The 18067-nt window shown below is 65.1% G+C and carries 16 protein-coding genes and 1 pseudogene; 5 read left to right on the forward strand and 12 right to left on the reverse strand.

What is annotated here, in order from left to right; genetic code table 11:
• Positions 1–55 precede the first annotated feature (55 nt).
• Positions 56–334: pseudogene (locus tag CH276_RS29335) on the reverse strand (helix-turn-helix domain-containing protein); the annotation flags it as partial.
• Between CH276_RS29335 and bla the strand changes: the two are divergent.
• A complete protein-coding gene (gene bla, locus CH276_RS23875; protein ID WP_094631919.1) occupies positions 333–1262 on the forward strand; it encodes a class A beta-lactamase in 930 nt (309 codons plus the stop codon). The pseudogene CH276_RS29335 and the gene bla overlap by 2 nt on opposite strands.
• A gap of 1 nt (position 1263) precedes the next feature.
• On the opposite strand, the gene CH276_RS23880 is transcribed toward bla, so the two are convergent.
• The 6 genes from CH276_RS23880 to CH276_RS23905 form a co-directional block, all read right to left on the reverse strand.
• The gene (locus CH276_RS23880; RefSeq protein ID WP_045198085.1) at positions 1264–1716 is read right to left on the reverse strand and encodes a MarR family winged helix-turn-helix transcriptional regulator; all 453 of its coding nucleotides are present in this window, start codon (positions 1714–1716) and stop codon (positions 1264–1266) included.
• 79 nt (positions 1717–1795) lie between these two features.
• The gene (locus CH276_RS23885; protein WP_094631920.1) at positions 1796–2608 is read right to left on the reverse strand and encodes an HpcH/HpaI aldolase/citrate lyase family protein; all 813 of its coding nucleotides are present in this window, start codon (positions 2606–2608) and stop codon (positions 1796–1798) included.
• A complete protein-coding gene (locus CH276_RS23890; RefSeq protein ID WP_369597439.1) occupies positions 2605–3090 on the reverse strand; it encodes a MaoC family dehydratase in 486 nt (161 codons plus the stop codon). Before CH276_RS23890 ends, CH276_RS23885 begins: the two co-directional genes overlap by 4 nt.
• On the reverse strand, positions 3087–4253 hold the full coding sequence (locus tag CH276_RS23895) for an acyl-CoA dehydrogenase family protein (RefSeq protein ID WP_094631921.1): 1167 nt from the start codon (positions 4251–4253) through the stop codon (positions 3087–3089). Before CH276_RS23895 ends, CH276_RS23890 begins: the two co-directional genes overlap by 4 nt.
• Complete coding sequence (locus CH276_RS23900; RefSeq protein WP_094632175.1) at positions 4250–6244, reverse strand: acetyl/propionyl/methylcrotonyl-CoA carboxylase subunit alpha; 1995 nt, start codon at positions 6242–6244, stop codon at positions 4250–4252. The genes CH276_RS23895 and CH276_RS23900 overlap by 4 nt, the downstream gene beginning before the upstream one ends.
• A 5-nt stretch (positions 6245–6249) precedes the next feature.
• Positions 6250–7827 (reverse strand): carboxyl transferase domain-containing protein, encoded by a 1578-nt coding sequence (locus CH276_RS23905; RefSeq protein WP_094631922.1) that lies wholly within the window; start codon positions 7825–7827, stop codon positions 6250–6252.
• 114 nt (positions 7828–7941) lie between these two features.
• Between CH276_RS23905 and CH276_RS23910 the strand changes: the two genes are divergently transcribed.
• Positions 7942–8544: an SACE_7040 family transcriptional regulator gene (locus CH276_RS23910; protein WP_094631923.1), complete on the forward strand. Its 603-nt coding sequence runs from the start codon at positions 7942–7944 to the stop codon at positions 8542–8544.
• A gap of 80 nt (positions 8545–8624) precedes the next feature.
• Here CH276_RS23910 and CH276_RS23915 read toward each other — a convergent pair whose 3' ends face one another.
• Positions 8625–9677 (reverse strand): DUF3068 domain-containing protein, encoded by a 1053-nt coding sequence (locus CH276_RS23915; protein ID WP_176459415.1) that lies wholly within the window; start codon positions 9675–9677, stop codon positions 8625–8627.
• 186 nt (positions 9678–9863) lie between these two features.
• Between CH276_RS23915 and CH276_RS23920 the strand changes: the two genes are divergently transcribed.
• Genes CH276_RS23920 through CH276_RS23930 form a run of 3 tightly spaced genes read left to right on the forward strand, consistent with a single transcriptional unit; the run spans position 9864 to position 13531 of the window.
• Positions 9864–11225 carry an MFS transporter gene (locus CH276_RS23920; protein ID WP_032395483.1) on the forward strand — a complete coding sequence of 454 codons (1362 nt, stop codon included), beginning with the start codon at positions 9864–9866 and terminating at the stop codon, positions 11223–11225.
• A gap of 27 nt (positions 11226–11252) precedes the next feature.
• Positions 11253–12377: a HoxN/HupN/NixA family nickel/cobalt transporter gene (locus CH276_RS23925; protein ID WP_094631925.1), complete on the forward strand. Its 1125-nt coding sequence runs from the start codon at positions 11253–11255 to the stop codon at positions 12375–12377.
• Between the two features lie 53 nt (positions 12378–12430).
• Positions 12431–13531, forward strand: a complete 1101-nt coding sequence (locus CH276_RS23930) for an alpha/beta hydrolase family protein (RefSeq protein ID WP_094632177.1) — start codon at positions 12431–12433, stop codon at positions 13529–13531.
• On the opposite strand, the gene CH276_RS23935 is transcribed toward CH276_RS23930, so the two are convergent.
• From CH276_RS23935 to CH276_RS23950, 4 genes are read right to left on the reverse strand one after another with little or no spacing between them, the layout of a single operon-like run.
• Positions 13528–14343, reverse strand: a complete 816-nt coding sequence (locus tag CH276_RS23935; protein ID WP_094631926.1) for an SDR family oxidoreductase — start codon at positions 14341–14343, stop codon at positions 13528–13530. The two genes, CH276_RS23930 and CH276_RS23935, sit on opposite strands and share 4 nt — an antisense overlap.
• Entirely contained in the window at positions 14340–15941 is a 1602-nt protein-coding gene (mhpA, locus tag CH276_RS23940) for a bifunctional 3-(3-hydroxy-phenyl)propionate/3-hydroxycinnamic acid hydroxylase MhpA (RefSeq protein WP_094631927.1), read from the reverse strand. Before mhpA ends, CH276_RS23935 begins: the two co-directional genes overlap by 4 nt.
• Complete coding sequence (locus CH276_RS23945; RefSeq protein ID WP_032395480.1) at positions 15938–16873, reverse strand: fumarylacetoacetate hydrolase family protein; 936 nt, start codon at positions 16871–16873, stop codon at positions 15938–15940. Before CH276_RS23945 ends, mhpA begins: the two co-directional genes overlap by 4 nt.
• On the reverse strand, positions 16870–18003 hold the full coding sequence (locus tag CH276_RS23950; protein ID WP_032395479.1) for a VOC family protein: 1134 nt from the start codon (positions 18001–18003) through the stop codon (positions 16870–16872). The genes CH276_RS23945 and CH276_RS23950 overlap by 4 nt, the downstream gene beginning before the upstream one ends.
• Positions 18004–18067 lie beyond the last annotated feature (64 nt).

Below are 18067 nucleotides of genomic sequence, written 5' to 3' on the forward strand. Positions count from 1 at the left end.
GTGCATCGTCGACGATCAAGCGAGCCCGTGGCAACAGTGCAGCCCCGTGTTCGGTGATGGCTGCACCGTCGGGTGTTCGCTCCACGAGTACGAGACCAAGGTGCTTTTCCAAGGTCTTGATCGCCCGAGACACGGGTGGCTGCGTCACCCCCAGAGTCGCCGCTGCGCGGCCGAAGTGGCGTTCCTCGGCGACGGCGACAAAATACTCGAGATGGCGAACAAGATCCATCGACCTATTGAAACACGTCCACCAGCCGCGATACCGAAGAGGAATGACGATGCCATGCCTCGGGACTTGGCCCGGAGGCAAGAGGGTGTGATCGCATGACCCCATGCTTACCTCGACATCCACCCGACTGATCACCGTGATCGCAGCGGCGGCGCTGACCGCCGGAGTGTCCTGTTCCTCGACGGCCACCACACAACCACCGCGATCCGACACGAGTGTGTCCCAGTCCACGAGCGAACAGCCCAGTGCCGAGCAGGCGTATCTCGAGCTCGAGGCCAGGGATACCGCGCGGCTCGGCGTCAGTGTGCTCGATCTCGAGACCGGTTCCACGCAGAGTTACCGCGGGGACGAACGTTTCGCGTTCTGCTCCACCTTCAAGGTGTATGCCGTCGGTGCCGTACTCGCCGCCGTCGATGCAGGCAGGTTGCAGCTCACCGATACCCGAACGATCACCGCCGAGGACAAGGTGCCCGAATCCGCGGTCGATTGGGAGCCTGGCTCGGTCGTCACCATCGCAGACTTGGCAGCGGCCGCACTGACCAAGAGCGACAACACATCCGGCAATCTGCTGATACGCGAGGCAGGCGGCACCGCGGCGCTCACCGACTTCGCACGATCGCTCGGCGACACCGAGTTTCGCCTCGACCGCATCGAACCGGAATTGAACACGGCGATCCCGGGTGATCCACGGGACACCACAACACCCGACTCGCTGGCCGCCGGCTACCGAACCCTGCTCGACGGCGACGTTCTGACCGAGGCCTCGCGCAAACAGCTGCTCGAGTGGATGGGCGACACCGAGACGTCCGCCGCCCGGTTCCGGGCGGGCATTGCGCCACAATGGACTTCGGCCGACAAGACCGGCACCGGAAGCTACGGCGTATCCAACGACGCCGGACTGCTGCTCGGGCCGGACGGGCAGAGGATCCTGCTGGTCGTGCTCAGTGCGACCACGTCCGGGGTGGAAGACTCGCCTGCCATGAATCCCTTGGTGGCCGACGCGACCAGAGCAGCCGTGCAACAGGTGGAGTGAATCAGCTTGCTGCGCGTCGAACGGCGTCGACCAACGGAACGAGATCCGGCTCGTCGGATGCGTCGTCGAGAGCCTCGCGCAACGCCGCGTCGTTGGTCGGCCGCGCGGCCTCGAGCAGGGCCAGGCCTTCTTCGCTGACGTCGGTGTAGATGCCGCGTCGATCGGTGGGGCACAGGTATCGCGTGAGCAGCCCCCGATCCTCGAGGCGAGTGACCAGGCGAGTCGTGGCGCTCTGGCTCAGTACGACGGCATCGGCCACCTGCTTCATCTGAAGGTGGCCGCCGACCCCGTCGTGCTGCCTGCCCAGGACGTCGAGCAGCCAGTACTCACGCGCGCTGAGATTGTGGTTGGTCTGTAGCGCACGCTCGATGCGGCTCTCGATACGTCCGTGCAGGACGGAAAGCGCAAGCCAATTCTGCGCAAGGGCAGTCAGGGCGGGGTCGTGTGCGCTCATGTGTCGTGCCTCTCGGTACCTGTACTCGTGACCACCCACCATACCGCGCCGGCAATTAACGGCGCGTGCAAGTACTGGGCTAGGAGAGGGAACTGCGCGCGACGATGCGTCGAGCATGCGCCAGCACCGGGGCATCGACCATCCGGCCGCGGAAGGTGAAGACACCGCGATTGCGGGAGACGGCGTCGAGCACGGCGGTGGCCCAGTCGAGTTCCTCGGCAGTGGGTGCATAGGCCTCGCGAATGACCGGGATGTGGCTCGGGTGAATGGCCACCTTGCCGTCGAAGCCGACGGCCACGGCGTCGTCGGCCTCCGCGCGCACCCCGTCGAGGTCGGGGATGTCGAGGAACACCGAATCGAGCGCGAACACCCCGCGTGCCTTCGCGGCCAGTAGCGTCTGCGACCGAACATGCTGTGCGACATCGCGGTACGAGCCGTCGGCCTGCCTGCTCGAGTTACCGCCCGTGGCGGCCACCAGATCCTCGGCACCCCACATGACACCGATCGCATTGTCGGCGGAGAGGGCGTCGAACACCGTCATCGCACCGAGCGGGGACTCGATGAGCGCGACGACATTCAGCGGAGCCAGGGCCGCGATCTGTTCGGCCGATTCACATTTGGGGAGCATGACGGTCGTGTATCCGGTGCGCGTCAGCGCCTCGAGGTCCGCAGCCTGTTCGTCGGTGCCGTGTGCGTTGACTCGAACGATAGTGCGCGACGGGTCCAGTGGGGTAGTGGCCACGGACTCACGAGCACCCGCTTTGTCCGCTGCACCGACGGCATCCTCCAGATCGAGAATGACCACATCTGCTCGCGCTGCGGCCTTCTCGTAGCGCTCGGGACGGTCGGCCGGGCAGAACAGCCACGCCGGCCCCGGCGGAACCCAGCTCACGACGCGTCCTCCGGTGGTTGCATGCGGACGAGCGTCTTGCGCACCGCCACTGCGACGATGTCCCCGTGCTGATTACGGCCGGTGTGCGTGAACGTCACGATGCCCTCGCCGGGTCGGGACTTCGATTCGCGTTTGTCCGAGATCACGGTCTCGGCGTACAGGGTGTCGCCGTGGAACAGTGGCTTGGGAAACGACACCTCCGAGAAGCCGAGGTTCGCCACGATGGTGCCCTGGGTCAACTGCGTCACCGACAGTCCGACAAGGGTGGAGACGGTGAACATCGAATTCACCAGACGCTGGCCGAACGCTGTCGTCTCGCTGTAGGCGGCGTCGAGGTGCAGGGCCTGAGTGTTCATCGTCTGCGTGGTGAACAGGGTGTTGTCGGCCTCGGTAATGGTGCGGCCCGGCCGGTGCTCGTAGACGGTGCCGAGCTCCATCTCGTCGAACCACAGGCCGCGCTGGCGAATCCGCTTGTCGCTCACAGTCCCAGGCTCCGGGCGATCAGCATCAGCTGCACCTCGGTTGTGCCCTCACCGATTTCGAGGATCTTGCTGTCGCGGTAGTGACGGGCGACGACGTATTCGTTCATGAAACCGTAGCCGCCGTGGATCTGCGTGGCGTCGCGCGCGTTGTCCATGGCCGCTTCGGAGGCGACGAGCTTGGCGATGGATGCGGCCTTCTTGAACGGCTTGCCCGCCAACATCAGTGCTGCCGCGTCGTAGTACGCGGTGCGCGCGGTGTGGGCGCGTGCCTCCATGCGCGCGATCTTGAACGAGATCGCCTGATTGCGCGCGATCGGAGCGCCGAACGCCTCACGTTCCTTGGCGTACTTCACGCTCTCGTCGACGCAACCCTGCGCGGCACCGACCGATACCGCGGCGATCGCGATGCGACCCTCGTCGAGGATGTGCAGGAAGTTCGCGTACCCGCGACCTTCCTGCCCGAGCAGGTTCTCCTGGGGTACGCGCACATCGGTGAAGCTGAGCGGATGCGTGTCGGAGGCGTTCCAGCCGACCTTGTTGTATGCCGCTTCGGCGACGAACCCGGGGGTGTTCGTGGGAACGAGGATCGACGAGATCTGCTTGCGTCCGGTCGCCTCGTCGACGCCGGTCACCGCGGTGACGGTGACGAGCTCGGTGATATCGGTGCCGGAGTTGGTGATGAATTGCTTGCTGCCGTTGATGATCCAGTCGCCGCCGTCACGCTTGGCGGTGGTCTTGGTGCCGCCCGCGTCGCTGCCGGCACCCGGCTCGGTCAGACCGAACGCGGCCAAGGCCTTGCCTGCGGTGAGCTTGGGCAGCCACTGCTCCTTCTGCGCGTCGTTGCCGAAGCGGTACACCGGCATGGCACCGAGCGAGACGCCGGCTTCGAGCGTCATCGCGACGCTCTGGTCGACCTTGCCGAGCTCCTCGAGGGCCAGGCACAGGGCGAAGTAGTCGCCGCCCATTCCGCCGTACTCCTCGGGAAACGGCAGACCGAACAGGCCCATCTCGGCCATCCCGGTGACGACCTCGTACGGGAACGAGTGCTCGGCATCGTGTTTCGCCGAGACCGGGGCCACGACCGTCCGGGTGAAGTCGGCGACGGACTTCACCAGTTGCTGGTACTCGTCGGGCAGATTCGCGGATGACAGGTGATCGGTCATGGCTGGTCCTCTTCGGTGGGTGTGGGAACGATTCGGGCGAGGATCTGATCGACGCGGACCTGATCGCCCACTGCGACAGTGAGTTCGACCGTGCCGTCGATCGGGGTGGTCAGAGTGTGTTCCATCTTCATCGCCTCGACGACGACCACGGCGGTGCCCGCGGTGACCGCACTGCCGGTGGTCGTTCCGATCGCGATGATCGAACCCGGCATCGGCGAGAGGATTTCGGCGTCACCGGAGTGCGCATCGTCCTCGCGGACGCTCGCCTCGGCAATCCGATCGATGCGCCAGGTGCCGCGAGAACTGGAAATCCAGGTGGCCGAGCCGCTTCGGGCGAAGGTCATCGACTCGCGTAGACCGTCGATCACCAGATTCACGGAATCCTCGGTGGCCGTTGCCCGGAGGGTGCGCGGCAATCCGTCGTCGACGACGACCGTCGCCGCGTCGAGTGATCCGGCGATGGACACGTGCGCCGTCCGACCTCCGGACGCGACGCGACGGTGGAACGAAGCCTTCGCGCCGACTCTCCAACCCGATGGTGTTGCCCAGATATCCTGTCCCGCAGCCTGCCACGCGTCGAGCCACTGCACGGCGGTGGCGGCGATTAGCGCCTCGTCGGTCGCCTCGGCCGCTGCGAAGTCCTCGACGCGACGGTCGAGCAGTCCGGTGTCGAGATTGCCGGCACGAACATCGTTGTCGGCGAGCAGGAACCGGGCGAACTCGATATTGGTGACGACTCCGAGTACCGCGGTGTCGGCCAGTGCACGATCGAGACTGCGCAGTGCGGTTGCTCGATCGGGTCCGTGAGCGATGACCTTCGAGAGCATGGGGTCGTAGTTGCTACCCACCTCCGTGCCGACGGCAAGACCGGAGTCGACTCGAATCCCCGGCGCCGACGGCTCGCGCAGTCCGACAACGGTGCCGCCGGTGGGGAGGAATCCGCGGCCGGGATCCTCGGCGTAGACGCGGGCCTCGATCGCATGTCCGGTGAGCGTGATCTCGTCCTGCGCGAGAGTCAGGGGCTCGCCCGACGCCACCCGTACCTGCCATTCGACGAGGTCGAGGCCGGTGACCATCTCGGTGACCGGGTGCTCGACCTGCAGGCGAGTGTTCATCTCCATGAAGAAGAACTCGTCGGGGCGGTCGGCCGAGACGATGAATTCGACTGTGCCTGCACCGGAGTAGTCGACACTGCGGGCGGTGTTGCAGGCCGCCTCGCCGATGCGTGCACGGGCTGCTTCGTCGAGCAAGGGGGACGGTGCCTCCTCGATGACCTTCTGGTGCCTGCGCTGCAGGCTGCATTCGCGTTCACCGAGGTGGATGACGTTGCCGTGTTCGTCGGCGAGAATCTGCACCTCGATGTGCCGGGGCCGCAACACGAATCGCTCGAGGAAGAGTGTGTCGTCTCCGAACGACGAGGCCGCTTCCCTGCGGGCGCTGGTCAACGCGGCGGGTAGGTCCTCGGCGCGCTCGACCAGACGCATACCCTTTCCGCCGCCCCCTGCGGAGGGTTTGACCAGCACCGGGAATCCGACGTCGGGAGCGCCGGCGATGAGGTCGGCGTCGGTGAGGCCGGGACGGGAGATACCGGGGACGACGGGGACCCCGAAGGCGCTGACCGCGGCCTTGGCGGCGATCTTGTCGCCCATCACTTCGATGGCTTTCGCCGGCGGCCCCAGAAAGGCGATTCCGGCTTCGGCACAGGCGGATGCGAACTCGGAGTTCTCGGAGAGAAATCCGTATCCCGGATGAATGCCCTGCGCTCCTGTGGCTTTCGCGGCCGCGATCACCTTGGCGATGTCGAGGTAGCTCTCGCGAGCGTTGGCGGGACCGAGGCGTACCGCGGTATCGGCCTCGTGGACGTGGCGGGCGTCGACGTCGGCGTCGCTGTAGACGGCAACGGTGCGAATCCCCATGCGGCGCAGCGTTCGCGCCACCCGCACGGCGATCTCGCCGCGATTGGCGATCAGAACGGTGTCTATCGTGGTCATGTCCGTCACATCCTGAAAACGCCGTAGGAGACCGGCTCGAGCGGTGCATTGGCGCACGCTGCGAGGGCCAGTCCGAGTACCTGCCTGGTATCGGCCGGGTCGATGATGCCGTCGTCCCACAGGCGGGCCGTCGAATAGTAGGGGTTGCCCTGGCTCTCGTACTGCTCGCGTATCGGAGCCTTGAACGATTCCTGGTCCTCGTCGCTCCACGGTTTTCCCGCCGCATCGAGTTGTTCGCTGCGCACCGTCGCGAGCACCGACGCCGCCTGCTCGCCGCCCATCACCGAGATTCGCGCGTTGGGCCACATGAACAGAAAGCGCGGTGAATACGCTCTGCCGCACATCGAGTAGTTCCCTGCACCGTAGGAACCGCCGATGACGACGGTGATCTTGGGGACGCGGGCACACGCCACCGCGGTGACCATCTTCGCGCCGTGTTTTGCGATGCCGCCTGCCTCGTAGTCGCGGCCGACCATGAAGCCCGAGATGTTCTGCAGGAAGACGAGCGGGATACTGCGCTTGTCGCACAGTTCGATGAAATGTGCGCCCTTCATGGCAGATTCGGCGAACAGCACACCGTTGTTGGCGATGATGCCGACGGGATGACCGTGAAGGTGGGCGAACCCGGTGACGAGTGTCTTGCCGTATTCGGCCTTGAACTCGTCGAATTCGCCGCCGTCGACCACCCGGGTGATCACCTCACGCACGTCGTACGGCGTGCGAGGATCGGTGGGTACGACGTCGTAGAGCTCGGTCTGGTCGGCTACCGGGTCACGCGTCGTGACGACGTCCCACGGCCGGGGTGTGCGGGGCCCGAGCGTGGAGACGATGCGGCGTACGCGATGCAATGCGTCTCGGTCGTCCTCGGCGAGGTGGTCGGTGACGCCCGAGATCTTCGAATGGAGATCACCACCGCCGAGTTCTTCTGCCGTGACGACCTCGCCGGTCGCTGCCTTCACCAGTGGCGGTCCGCCGAGGAAGATGGTGCCCTGGTTCTTGACGATGATGGCCTCGTCGCTCATCGCCGGCACGTAGGCACCGCCTGCTGTACACGAGCCCATGACCGCGGCGATCTGCGCAATTCCCCTGGCGCTCATGGTCGCCTGGTTGAAGAAGATGCGGCCGAAGTGATCGCGATCGGGGAACACCTCGTCCTGGCGTGGCAGGAACGCGCCGCCCGAGTCGACGAGGTAGATGCACGGCAGGGTGTTCTGCAGTGCGATCTCTTGCGCGCGCAGGTGCTTCTTGACCGTCATGGGGTAGTAGGTGCCGCCCTTGACGGTGGCGTCGTTGGCGACGATCACGCATTCGCGACCGGAAACGCGTCCGATGCCGGCGATCACTCCCGCGCCGGGGCACTCGTCGTCGTAGAGACCGTTGGCAGCCAGTGGTGCTATCTCCAGGAACGGGCTGCCTCGATCGAGCAGCTCGTCGACGCGGTCGCGGGGGAGCAGTTTGCCTCGCGCGATGTGTCGTTCCCGGGATTTCTCGCTACCGCCGAGCGCCGCAGCGGCGAGCCGTTCGGCCAGCTCGCTGGTGAGCAGCTCGTGATCTGCCCGGTTGGCAGCAATATCGATTGCCATGAGGTGCACGCCTTAGGGGTTGGACGCCGGTGTCACAGGAGTTCAGTTAATGGTTGATAACTGACATCATAGTAAACTACGATTAACCGAGAGTCCAGGGTCGAGGGGGAGTCAGTGCAGGAGTTGGAGGCGAAGCCCACCACGGTGCGTGAGCAGCGCAAGGCCGAGCGTCGGCAGCAGTTGCTCGACGCCGCGGCGTCACTGTTCGCCGAACGCGGATTCACCTCGGTGCGCCTCGAGGATCTGGGCGCGGCAGTCGGTGTCAGCGGACCCGCCGTCTACCGTCACTTCCCGAACAAGGAGGCCGTGCTCGTCGAGCTGATGGTCGGGATCTCGGGGTATCTGCTCGACGGTGGCCGTGCGGTGGTCGATCGTGGTGGGGCTGCCGTGGATGCGTTGTCCGCGTTGGTCGAGTTCCACCTCGACTTCGCCTTCGACACACCGGCCTTCATCAGAATCCAGGATCGCGACCTGCAGAGTCTGCCCGAGGGCGCTCGACGCAGGGTACGCCGAATGCAGCGCGAGTACGTCGAACTGTGGGTCGAGGTCCTGTGCGCCGTCGACCCGACGTCGAACGAAGCCGACGCTCGCACTGCGGCACACGGCGTGTTCGGTCTGATCAATTCGACGCCTTACAGCGCGGGACGCAGTCCGTCACGTTCTGCCAGACCGGTCTTGCGAGCAATGGGGCTGAGGGCGTTGGGGCTTCCTGCCTGACGCACCGACCTGAGTGTCCACAATGTGCCCACACGATCGCGATCCCGCTTTCGGATCCGAATAGTGGACGTCGAGCGCACCTACACCGACGCGCGCTCGGATTCGTCCGCCTGCTGTGGGGTGGGCTCGGGCGAACGCGCGCGACGGGATCCGATCACTCCGGCGGCGACGGCACCGACGAGACAGGCTCCACCGACCGCGTATCCCAGGAGTGGTCCGCGAGACGTCAACCAGGCCAGGCTGTTCGCAGCGTCGCGTGCCGAGGCGACCTGCTCCGAGCGACCCGTCTCGTCCAGAGCGAGTGACGCCTTGAAGATGGTGACCTCGGGGACCTTCGGATCTCTCGCGAAGTACTGGTACGGGGTTTCTCTGCCCCACACCAGGCTTCCGCTTCTGGGTTCGACGTAGATGTCGCGAACGTTGGAGTACCACCGCTTCATCGTGATCGGTTCGTCCCCGTCGCCCAGTCCCCACTTCGATGCCGGGAGGGTCACCGAGTTGATCGGTGACTGCGTCGTGGTCGACAGGTCGGCTTCGGTCACGATCGATCGGAAGTGATAGATCGGCAGACCTTCCATGGTGATCTCCTCGACGAAGTTCGCCTCGAAGCTCGTCCACGCCGTCGAGTCGTAGACCGTGTACGTGATCGGCTGGGTATCGAAAGGGAAGCGATGCTGTAATCCAGTGCGCGGCAGCGGAATAGCAGGTGAGTCGACGTTGGTCTGCAATGATCCCGCCGGCTCGACGGGTAGGCCGGTGCGTCGGTCGCTGGTCACTCGATCCACCGAGGCGGTCAGCAGGCCTTCATCGCCGTCGCGGTCGGCGCGTCGCACCGTGGCTCCGACCTGGAAGGTGACGCGGTCTGCGTCGGAGGGATCCTCCACGGTGATGTACCGCTGGAGAACGAGGGGAACATCGGTTGCGATCGACAAGGGCCCCGGGCCGGCGATCGTCTTCGAGTCGAGGACCTCGCCGCCCGCTCCGTCTGCCGTGGTGGCCACTGTGGTGGCGGCGATGTCGAGGGGAGTGACCGCCAGACGGTCGTACACGAGGGTGGGCAGAAGAAGCGCAACGACGATCGCGAAGGATCCCAGACCTGCGAGCAGGCACATCGCGATTCTCACCCGTGACATGAACTTCGTCCCCACTGTTTTCGGCTTCGGCCACCTCATCCTGCCGTGACGAAAGCGTCGAATGTCCGCTTCCGCGTTGTGAACTGTCAGCACGTTCGAGGGAAATGACAGAGACATCAACCGATGTTGAGATTGTGCCCGGCGGTGCACACTGGTTTCGAACGACGCTGAATCGAGGGACGACGCATGGCGACCGGTATCGATCCAGGCCCAGTGGTCGATCGCGGCAGCCGTTGGCGAACCATCGGGACACTGCGGTCCGGGCCCGGGTCTGCTCTTCTTCCCTTCGGCTGGGGACCGGCAATCGTGTTGGTCCTCGTGGCCTTCGTGGACCGGATCGAATTCAGCCTCGTTGCCGCCGTTCTCCCTCAGCTTCAGGCCGAATGGGGTTTCGGCGACGCGGTGGCGGGATCGCTGCCCAGTGCATCCGCGATCGCCGCGGGCGTTCTGGCGATACCGGCTGCGTACTTCGCCGATCGTCACGATCGCGGCAGGATCGTGACCTGGGTCGTCGTTCTGTGGTCTCTGGCGACGCTGGGTTCCGCGCTTGCGCCCACGTTCCTGATCTTCTACCTCGTGCGGGTCGGTCTTGCCGCGGCGGAGGCGGTGGACAACCCGGCGAGCGCGAGCCTGCTTGCCGACTTCTACCCGCCCGCAACACGATCCACCGCGTTCGGTTGGTGGCGAACCTCGGCGTATCTGGGCGGTGCGGGCATCGTTCTGGGTGGTGTGCTGGCGGACTGGCTGGGCTGGCGCGGGGCGTTCATGGTCATGACGATCCCGGGACTGCTTGTCGCAGTGCTCGTCTCACGTCTGAAGGAACCGGAACGCGGATACGCCGACAGGTTGGCGGCCCGCGCGGACCCGAGCCTGGAGGCTCCCACGCCGTCCGGCCCGCTTGCCGCCCAGCTCCGCCGACTGCTGCCCATCCGAACGCTGTGGTTCACCGGTGCGGCTCTGACGGTCATGAGCCTGTCGATCGGTGGCCTGACCTTCTGGCTTCCGAGTCTGCTGCAACGCCGGTACGGCCTGTCCGAATCGGCCGCCGCGACGGCGGGCGGTGGAATGACGCTTGTGGGAATCGTTCTCGGCACGCTCGTCGCGGCGATGGCAACCCGAAGGGCCGTGATCGGGAACAGCCTCGCCCAGTGGCGAGTAGTGCTGGGTGGTGGTGGAATTCTCCTCGGCAGTGTGTTCATGTCGATTGCGCTCGGCATGAACGCCACGGTGGTGTTCGTCGTACTTCTCACCGTCTTCGCCTTCTTCTCGGCTTTTGCCCTCCCCACGCTCACCGCATGTGTCGCCGACGTGGTCCCGGCCCGGGATCGGGGTCTGGGATTCGGCATGCTTCAGATCGCCGCGACCGCGGGCGGTGCCGTCGGGCCGCTTCTGGTCGGCGTGGTGTCCGACGCGGCCGATTCACTCACCGTCGGCCTGGTTCCGCTGCTACCGCTGTTGGCCGTCGGCGGGATCTTGGCCCTCCTTGCCTACTGGTCCGTCGAACCCGATGCGCGACGCGTCCTGGCCGCGGCCGCGCAGGAAGAGTAATTCGTTGTCGTCGGCCACAATGTCTCCATGACGATTGAGCTTTCGCGCGCCGAGGTCGGCCGACGGCAGAGTCGATTCACTCTCGACGAGATTCCCCGCCTGTTGGCGATGGCCGGCTTCGTAGCCGCTCTGCACGTGATCGGATGGGGGCTGTTCACGTACTACGACTCCATTCCGAGCATCCACGGACTCACCGGGGCCGACGGCACCCTCGTGTACGCCGGAGCAGGCGTGTTGGCGTACACACTCGGACTCAGGCACGCCTTCGACGCCGATCACATCGCGGCCATCGACGACACCACCCGCTTTCTGCTGCAGAAGGGCAAGCGGCCGTTGGCCGTCGGGCTCTTCTTCTCACTCGGTCATTCGACGGTCGTGTTCGTCTTCGTCGCCGCTATCGCCTTCGTCGCGTCCCAGGCCACGGCGTTCCAGGACGCATTCGCCGGAGTCGGCGGCATCATCGGCACGCTCGTGTCCGGAACGTTCCTATATCTCATCGCAGCGTTGAACATCGCCGTGCTCGCGGGAATCGTCGGAGTCTGGCGACGCGCGAAACGAGGTGAGTTCACCGAAGCCGGCCTCGACGAGTTGCTGGCCAAGCGTGGGCTGATGAATCGACTGTTCCGCGGCCGCTACGACAAGCTGATCAACCACTCGTGGCAGATGTACCCGCTGGGTCTGCTGTTCGGGCTGGGATTCGACACCGCCACTCAGGTCGGTCTGCTTGCGATCGCAGGCACGACGGCCATGGCAGGCGGACTTCCGCCGATGGCGATCATCGCGCTGCCGGTTCTCTTCGCCGCGGGCATGACCACGATGGACACCATCGACGGCATCTTCATGTCCAAGGCGTACGGATGGGCCTTCGTGACGCCGGTGCGCAAGATCTACTACAACATGACGATGACGGGACTGTCCGTCTTCGTAGCATTGGTGATCGGCACGGTGCAGTTGTTGTCGCTGCTCGCCGAGCAGTTCGAGCTGACCGGCGGCATGTGGGACGCGCTGGCCGTCATCGATCTCAATCTAGCCGGCCAACTCGTCGTCGGCACGTTCTTCGTCGTGTGGATCGGTGCGGTCGTGTATTACAAGGTGGCGCGCATCGACGAACGCGGTGGCTTCGCGCACTCGAACGGAATGGAGACCCAGTGACCTCTCGTCGTCGGATCGGTGCTCTCGCAGTTGCCGCGACTGTCGCGTCGAGCATGGTGACGGCGCTGCTGGCCGCACCTGCTTCCGCAGCACCGGCGATCACTCAGGAGATCGGCGACGTCGTCTCCACTCGTGATCTGCCGCCGGAACTGTGGGTTCCCGGCGCGGCCTCGGCCGAAGTGCTCACCTACGTCACCACCGACACGTTCGGCGACAAAGCGCTGAGCACCGGCACCGTCTTCCTGCCGCCCGGCACGCCGCCCGCGGGTGGTTGGCCGGTGATCTCGTGGGCCCACGGCACATCCGGTCTTGGGGATTCGTGTGCGCCGTCGATGATCGGTCCGGCGTACGCCGAGCGCGATCTGCCGTACCTGGGAAACTGGCTCGCGCAGGGTTACGCCATCGTGGCCAGCGACTATGCCGGCCTCGGAACACCCGGCTTGCCGACGTATCTCGACGGTCGAACCACGGCACACAACGTCGTGGACATGGTCAAGGCGGGCCGCAACCACAGCGAAGCCCTGTCGCGATCCTGGGTGGCCGTCGGCCAATCGCAGGGCGGCGGAGCAGCGATCTACACCGCGCGGTACGCAACGGAATTCGGCGGCCCCGAGCTCGACTACCGAGGGGCGGTCGGCACCGGAACTCCCGCGTACATCGAGAAATTGGTCTCGATCGGTGCACCGGGCGTTCCGCCGGTGGAGCTGCCGTCGGGACTGACCGCCTACGTCGCGTACATCGGCGCATCACTGCGCTACGCGCATCCCGAGCTCGGACTGGACAACATCCTGACCCCGCTCGGAAAGAAGTACGCAGACCTGGCCGAGACGGAGTGCGTATCGGACTTCGAGGAACAACTCGACGGTGTGACGATCGGCGACTTCTTCACCGCGCCACTGACGAGCCTGCCCAATTTCACGGCCGTGCTCGACGATTACATGGCGATGCCCGAAACAGGATTCGACAAGCCCTTCTTCATGGGAAACGGTCTGCAGGACATCGACGTTCCGTTTCCGACCACCGCGGCCTACGTCGCGCGTCTGACCGCCAACGGTCAGCCGGTGACGTTCCGGGCCTACAACACCGACCACAGTGGAGCCCTCGTCCAGTCACAGGCCGACACGATCCCGTTCGTCGCAGGACTGCTTCGCTAGCCGACCGGGCGTTTGCCGGGCAATCCGTATGCGCGGGCCGTGAACTTCTCGAGCACGGTGCGTGGTAGCAACCGCTTGGCGAGAAACACTGCGGGCGCATTGCTGCCGACGGCGTAGATCGGGAGGGTCTTCTTGTCCTCGACCGCTCTCAGCACGGTCTTCGCGACCGTCTCGGCCGTGATGCCCTGTGCCTCCTTCGCGTCGAGCTTCGCGATCACCGTGGTGAAATCGCGTAGGTAGGGCGAATGCGGTCCGCAGTACTTGGTGCGACGGGCGGACAGGCCGGTGGCGATCGAGCCGGGTTCGACTGTGGTGATGTCGATTCCGTACGGTTCGAGCTCGAACCGTGCCGCCGTGCTGAAGCCCTTGATCGCGGCCTTCGTTGCGGCGTACGAGGAACGGTAGGCCAGGGGGAAGCTCGCGAGCATCGAGCCGATGTTGACGATTCTGCCGCGGCCGCGCTCACGCATGGCCGGCAGTACGGCCTGGGTCAACTCGATCGCGCCGAACACGTTGAGCTGAAACAGTCGAGTGATCGCCTCGATGGGGAGTTCTTCGAGTGGACCGCACTGGCTTTCGCCTGCGTTGTTGATCAGCACATCGATCGGGGAGTCGCCGAGTTCGTCCACGAACGCACGGATCGATTGCGGATCCGTCAGGTCCAGATCGCGGTAGTCGACCCCCGGGATCGGGGCGGCCACCTTCGAGCTGTTACGGCTGGTGCCGATGACGTGATAGCCGCGGGCGATCAGAGTTTCGGCGACGGCCTCGCCGATTCCCGACGTCGCTCCGGTGACAAGTGCAGTGTTCATCTACGCCTCTTTGTTGCTGTGCGGGTAGGGCTCGGCTTCGTCGCAACGTGTGCCGGGCAGTCTCGCCGACGAAAAGCGGTGGTCGGTACCTTGGTGTGCAGGGAAGGTACCGAGGTGCCCGACGCCATGACGGTGCGGTCCGGTCGGACTATGGCGGCGACAGCATGCCCGCTGCGCAGCCAGGCCCCGAGATCCGACGACGCCGCCACCTCGACGACGACGGCTCCGCGACGTTCGACCTCTCGACGGTGCCCGATGGACAAGGGCGTCGACGAGACGAACAGGAATTGGCCGGGCGCGAGGTCGTCCAGGCGCATTCCATTGTCCAATGTGCTGTTGGGGCAGAGCTTTCCGGCCAGAGTGCGAACCGGCACGGGCGGACGCAACACGTACTGCGATCGGCCGAGTGACGGCGTGGTGCTGGCGGTGACCTTCGCGCCGATGAACGGCAGATACCCCAGAGCGGGTGCGATGTTCGTGCGCATGATGCCGGTGAGTCGGCTGCCGCCGGTCATGGCCCATCCGATCGCGACCGCCAACTCGATCATCTGCTTGGCGTGCGTCTTTCGTTCCGTCTCGTAGCTGTCGAGCGAGGTTTCCTTCAGGTGCCCGTCGAGCACGCCGACGATCTTCCAGACCAGGTTGCGCGCATCTCGGAGCCCAGCGCCCATCCCCTGCCCGATGAAGGGCGGCGTCAGATGCGCGGAATCGCCCAGGAGGAAAACCCGGCGATCACGCCACCGGTCGGCCACCTGTGCCCGAAAGGTGTACTCGGCGCAGCGAATCAGCTCCATCTCGGGCTCGTCCACAGACTCCAGCCACGGCGCGATCAGTGGACCGATCGACGCCAGGTCGGTGAAGGCGTCCATGGTCTCGTCGTCGTGCAGACGGAATTCCCAGCGGTAGCGGGTGGGGCCGATGCGCATGTAGGTCGCCGATCGCTCGGAATCGCACACCTGGTGCACGCCGTCCCACTGATCGAGGTCCGCATCGGTGGCGATGTCGACCACCAACCATCGCTGTGCGAAGCCGAGATCGTGCATCTTCGAACCGATGGAGGCTCGAACGATGCTGTTGGCCCCGTCGCAGCCGAGTACGTAGTCGGCGGTCACCCAGTGTGGGGTCCCGTCCACGGTCGAGTCGTACCGGACCCGCACCGAATTCTTCAGATTCTGGACGTCGGTGATCTCGCAATTGCCGCGCATCTCCACGCACTCGAATTGTGAGATGTGTTTGCGCATCAGCTGTTCGAGATCGGGCTGATCGAACATGTTGGCCTGCGGATATCCGTGCGGTCGATCGTCGGGATCCCGCTCGAACTCGGCAAGCGTGCGGATCTGTTTGTCGCACAATCGCAGTCCGCGACCGGGGCGCGAGATTCCCGCGAAGTCCTCGGCCAGGCCGATATCGCCGAGAATGCGGAACACCTCGTCGTCGAGATGGACCGCGCGAGGCTGTGGGTAGACGTCCTCCCACCTGTCCAACACGAGGCAGGGCACGCCGTACCGACCCAGCAGCAACGCAGCGGTCATGCCCGTCGGACCGGCGCCGACGATCACCACGGGAAAGTGGCGACCGTCGGACGTGTTTTCGGTCATCGGTAGGAGACCCGGGTGCGCTGGACTCCCAGATCGAGGGCTCCGTCGGGAGTGGAGCACGTCAGTTCGAGCACGTCACCGTCCTTCAGAAACGCCGGATTCTTGGCCTGCTTCTTGAAGAAGACCTTCCACTTGACCGACGGCGGAACCAGCGATCCGATCATTTCGATCGGCTTGGCGGGGGCCTTCAGTGCGGTGCCCCCCGGCGTACCGGTGAGCAGTAGATCGCCCGGATCGATCCGCTGAAACTTGCTCAGCGCCTTCAGTGATTCGACCGGACGGTAGATCATGTCGGCGACCGTACTGTCCTGTCGGACCGAACCGTTGACGCGCAAGGTCAATGCGAGGTCTCCGAACCGGTCGAACTCGCCGGCCTCGAGCAGTACGAGGCGCGGCCCGACCGGCGTGAAGGTGGGGTACGACTTGCCCTCGTAGAACTGAGTTTTGGGCAACTGGACATCGCGCGCCGAGACGTCGTTGGTGATCACGAGCCCGGCCACGTACTCGGCCACGTTGGACGCGTCGATCTTGGTGCCGACGGTGAGGGTCTTGCCGAAGACCAAGCCGATCTCGATCTCGTAGTCCAGCAGTTTGACGTGCGCGGGCTTGATCACGTCGTCGGTGGGTCCACTGATGGAGCCCGAGGTCTTGCGGAAGAACGTCAGCGGCACCGTCTCGGGGTTCATTCCCGAGTCCTTCACATGCGAGACGAAGTTCGTCATGTTCGCCATGATTCGGCAGGGCGCGGTGACCGGCGAGATCGGCGACAACGTCTCCACGGCAACGACATCGGTGGACTCGCGCGCCGACTCGATGGCCGCTCGATCGGCGAGTAGCTCGGCGGTGGTGGTGGCCGAGGTGTCGATTCGGGACGCGCCGGCCGGGGTCTCCACCCACCAGGCGTCGGCGGTGCGCAGTACAGCGATGCTCATGAGGAAGCCACTTTCATCAGGCCGCGAAGGCGTTCGGTGTCGAATTCGTTGTCGGTGCGTAGCGAGGAGATGATCGATTTGAGCTCGTGCAGAGACGCTTTGCTCGGCGCGATCCCGAGGAAGTCCTTGGACGCAGGCGGACCCCACTGAGCCAGGCCGGATGCGGTCATCGGTGCCCAGCCGGGCTCGAGGGAGCTGTCGAACATATCGCCGTCGCTGAAGTGTTCCACCAGGAAACCGTCGGGATCCCGCCAGTAGTCGAAGATCTGGCTGCCCTGGATGTGCCTGCCGATACCCCACGAATGCCGGTACCCGCGCTGGGTCAGGTACTCCCCGCCCGCGGCGATGGCATCGAGATCCGACACCTGGTAGGCCGAGTGTACGTACCGGTTGGACGGACCGAGAGTCATTGCGAGAGTGTGATGATCGGCCGGAGTGTTGCCACGATCGCAGCGGATGAAGCTCATCACCGGACCGCGATCACGCTGGCCGTCGTAGTAGAGGAAGTCGCTGACGATCAGTCCGAGATGATGCAGGTACCAGTTCAGGTTCTCGAGGTAGCCGGTGCGCTGGAGCACCACGTGTCCCAGACGTTGGACTCGGGCGGGCTGACGCGGAGGCCGCTGCGTCGCATTGAGTCGGTAGCGCGGGTCGCCGAAGTTGTAGGTGTGCGCTGGCTGGCCGGGCAGCTCGGGATGCTCGGTGTACCCGGACACCACCTGGACGGGTTGTCCACCCGGGTCGGTGAGATTCACGGCGACACCGCCGAGTGTGTCGGGTAGTCGTTGGACGCGCTGCCCGGTGGCCTCGGCCAGCCTCATCAGGTCGGCATCGTCTGCGGCGGCGAAGGCTGCGCCCACGAAGCGTGTTCGCTTGCCGCGACGGATGATCACGCACGGTGCGCCGACGTGCGTACCTCGCAGATGGATCTCCTCCGGAGTGCGAAGCGAGACGGTGAAACCGAAGGCCACGGCGAACGCCTCGGCCTTGGTCAGATCCGGCTTGCGAAACTCCAACCACGCGATGTCCCGAACCTTGATGATGGGATCCTTCGCGCGACCGGGGTGCTCGCCGGTGAGCGCGCCTTGGTCCACGTGCATGTCCTTGTGGCCGTCGACGTCCTGTGCCATTGAGCCTCCCTCGTTGGTGACAATATCGTCACCTATGACAGTGCCGTCAGTCAATAGTATTGAC

Source organism: Rhodococcus sp. 06-470-2 (assembly GCF_002258235.1).
GTDB lineage: Bacteria > Actinomycetota > Actinomycetes > Mycobacteriales > Mycobacteriaceae > Rhodococcoides.

Excerpts from the sequence above, each read along its gene's own strand:
- bla (WP_094631919.1), top strand. The coding sequence starts at position 333 with ATGCTTACCTCGACATCCACCCGACTGATCACCGTGATCGCAGCGGCG.
- CH276_RS23880 (WP_045198085.1), bottom strand. The coding sequence starts at position 1,716 with ATGAGCGCACACGACCCCGCCCTGACTGCCCTTGCGCAGAATTGGCTT.
- CH276_RS23895 (WP_094631921.1), bottom strand. The coding sequence starts at position 4,253 with ATGACCGATCACCTGTCATCCGCGAATCTGCCCGACGAGTACCAGCAA.
- CH276_RS23900 (WP_094632175.1), bottom strand. The coding sequence starts at position 6,244 with ATGACCACGATAGACACCGTTCTGATCGCCAATCGCGGCGAGATCGCC.
- CH276_RS23905 (WP_094631922.1), bottom strand. The coding sequence starts at position 7,827 with ATGGCAATCGATATTGCTGCCAACCGGGCAGATCACGAGCTGCTCACC.
- CH276_RS23915 (WP_176459415.1), bottom strand. The coding sequence starts at position 9,677 with ATGTCACGGGTGAGAATCGCGATGTGCCTGCTCGCAGGTCTGGGATCC.
- CH276_RS23920 (WP_032395483.1), top strand. The coding sequence starts at position 9,864 with ATGGCGACCGGTATCGATCCAGGCCCAGTGGTCGATCGCGGCAGCCGT.
- CH276_RS23925 (WP_094631925.1), top strand. The coding sequence starts at position 11,253 with ATGACGATTGAGCTTTCGCGCGCCGAGGTCGGCCGACGGCAGAGTCGA.
- CH276_RS23930 (WP_094632177.1), top strand. The coding sequence starts at position 12,431 with ATGGTGACGGCGCTGCTGGCCGCACCTGCTTCCGCAGCACCGGCGATC.
- CH276_RS23935 (WP_094631926.1), bottom strand. The coding sequence starts at position 14,343 with ATGAACACTGCACTTGTCACCGGAGCGACGTCGGGAATCGGCGAGGCC.
- mhpA (WP_094631927.1), bottom strand. The coding sequence starts at position 15,941 with ATGACCGAAAACACGTCCGACGGTCGCCACTTTCCCGTGGTGATCGTC.
- CH276_RS23945 (WP_032395480.1), bottom strand. The coding sequence starts at position 16,873 with ATGAGCATCGCTGTACTGCGCACCGCCGACGCCTGGTGGGTGGAGACC.
- CH276_RS23950 (WP_032395479.1), bottom strand. The coding sequence starts at position 18,003 with ATGGCACAGGACGTCGACGGCCACAAGGACATGCACGTGGACCAAGGC.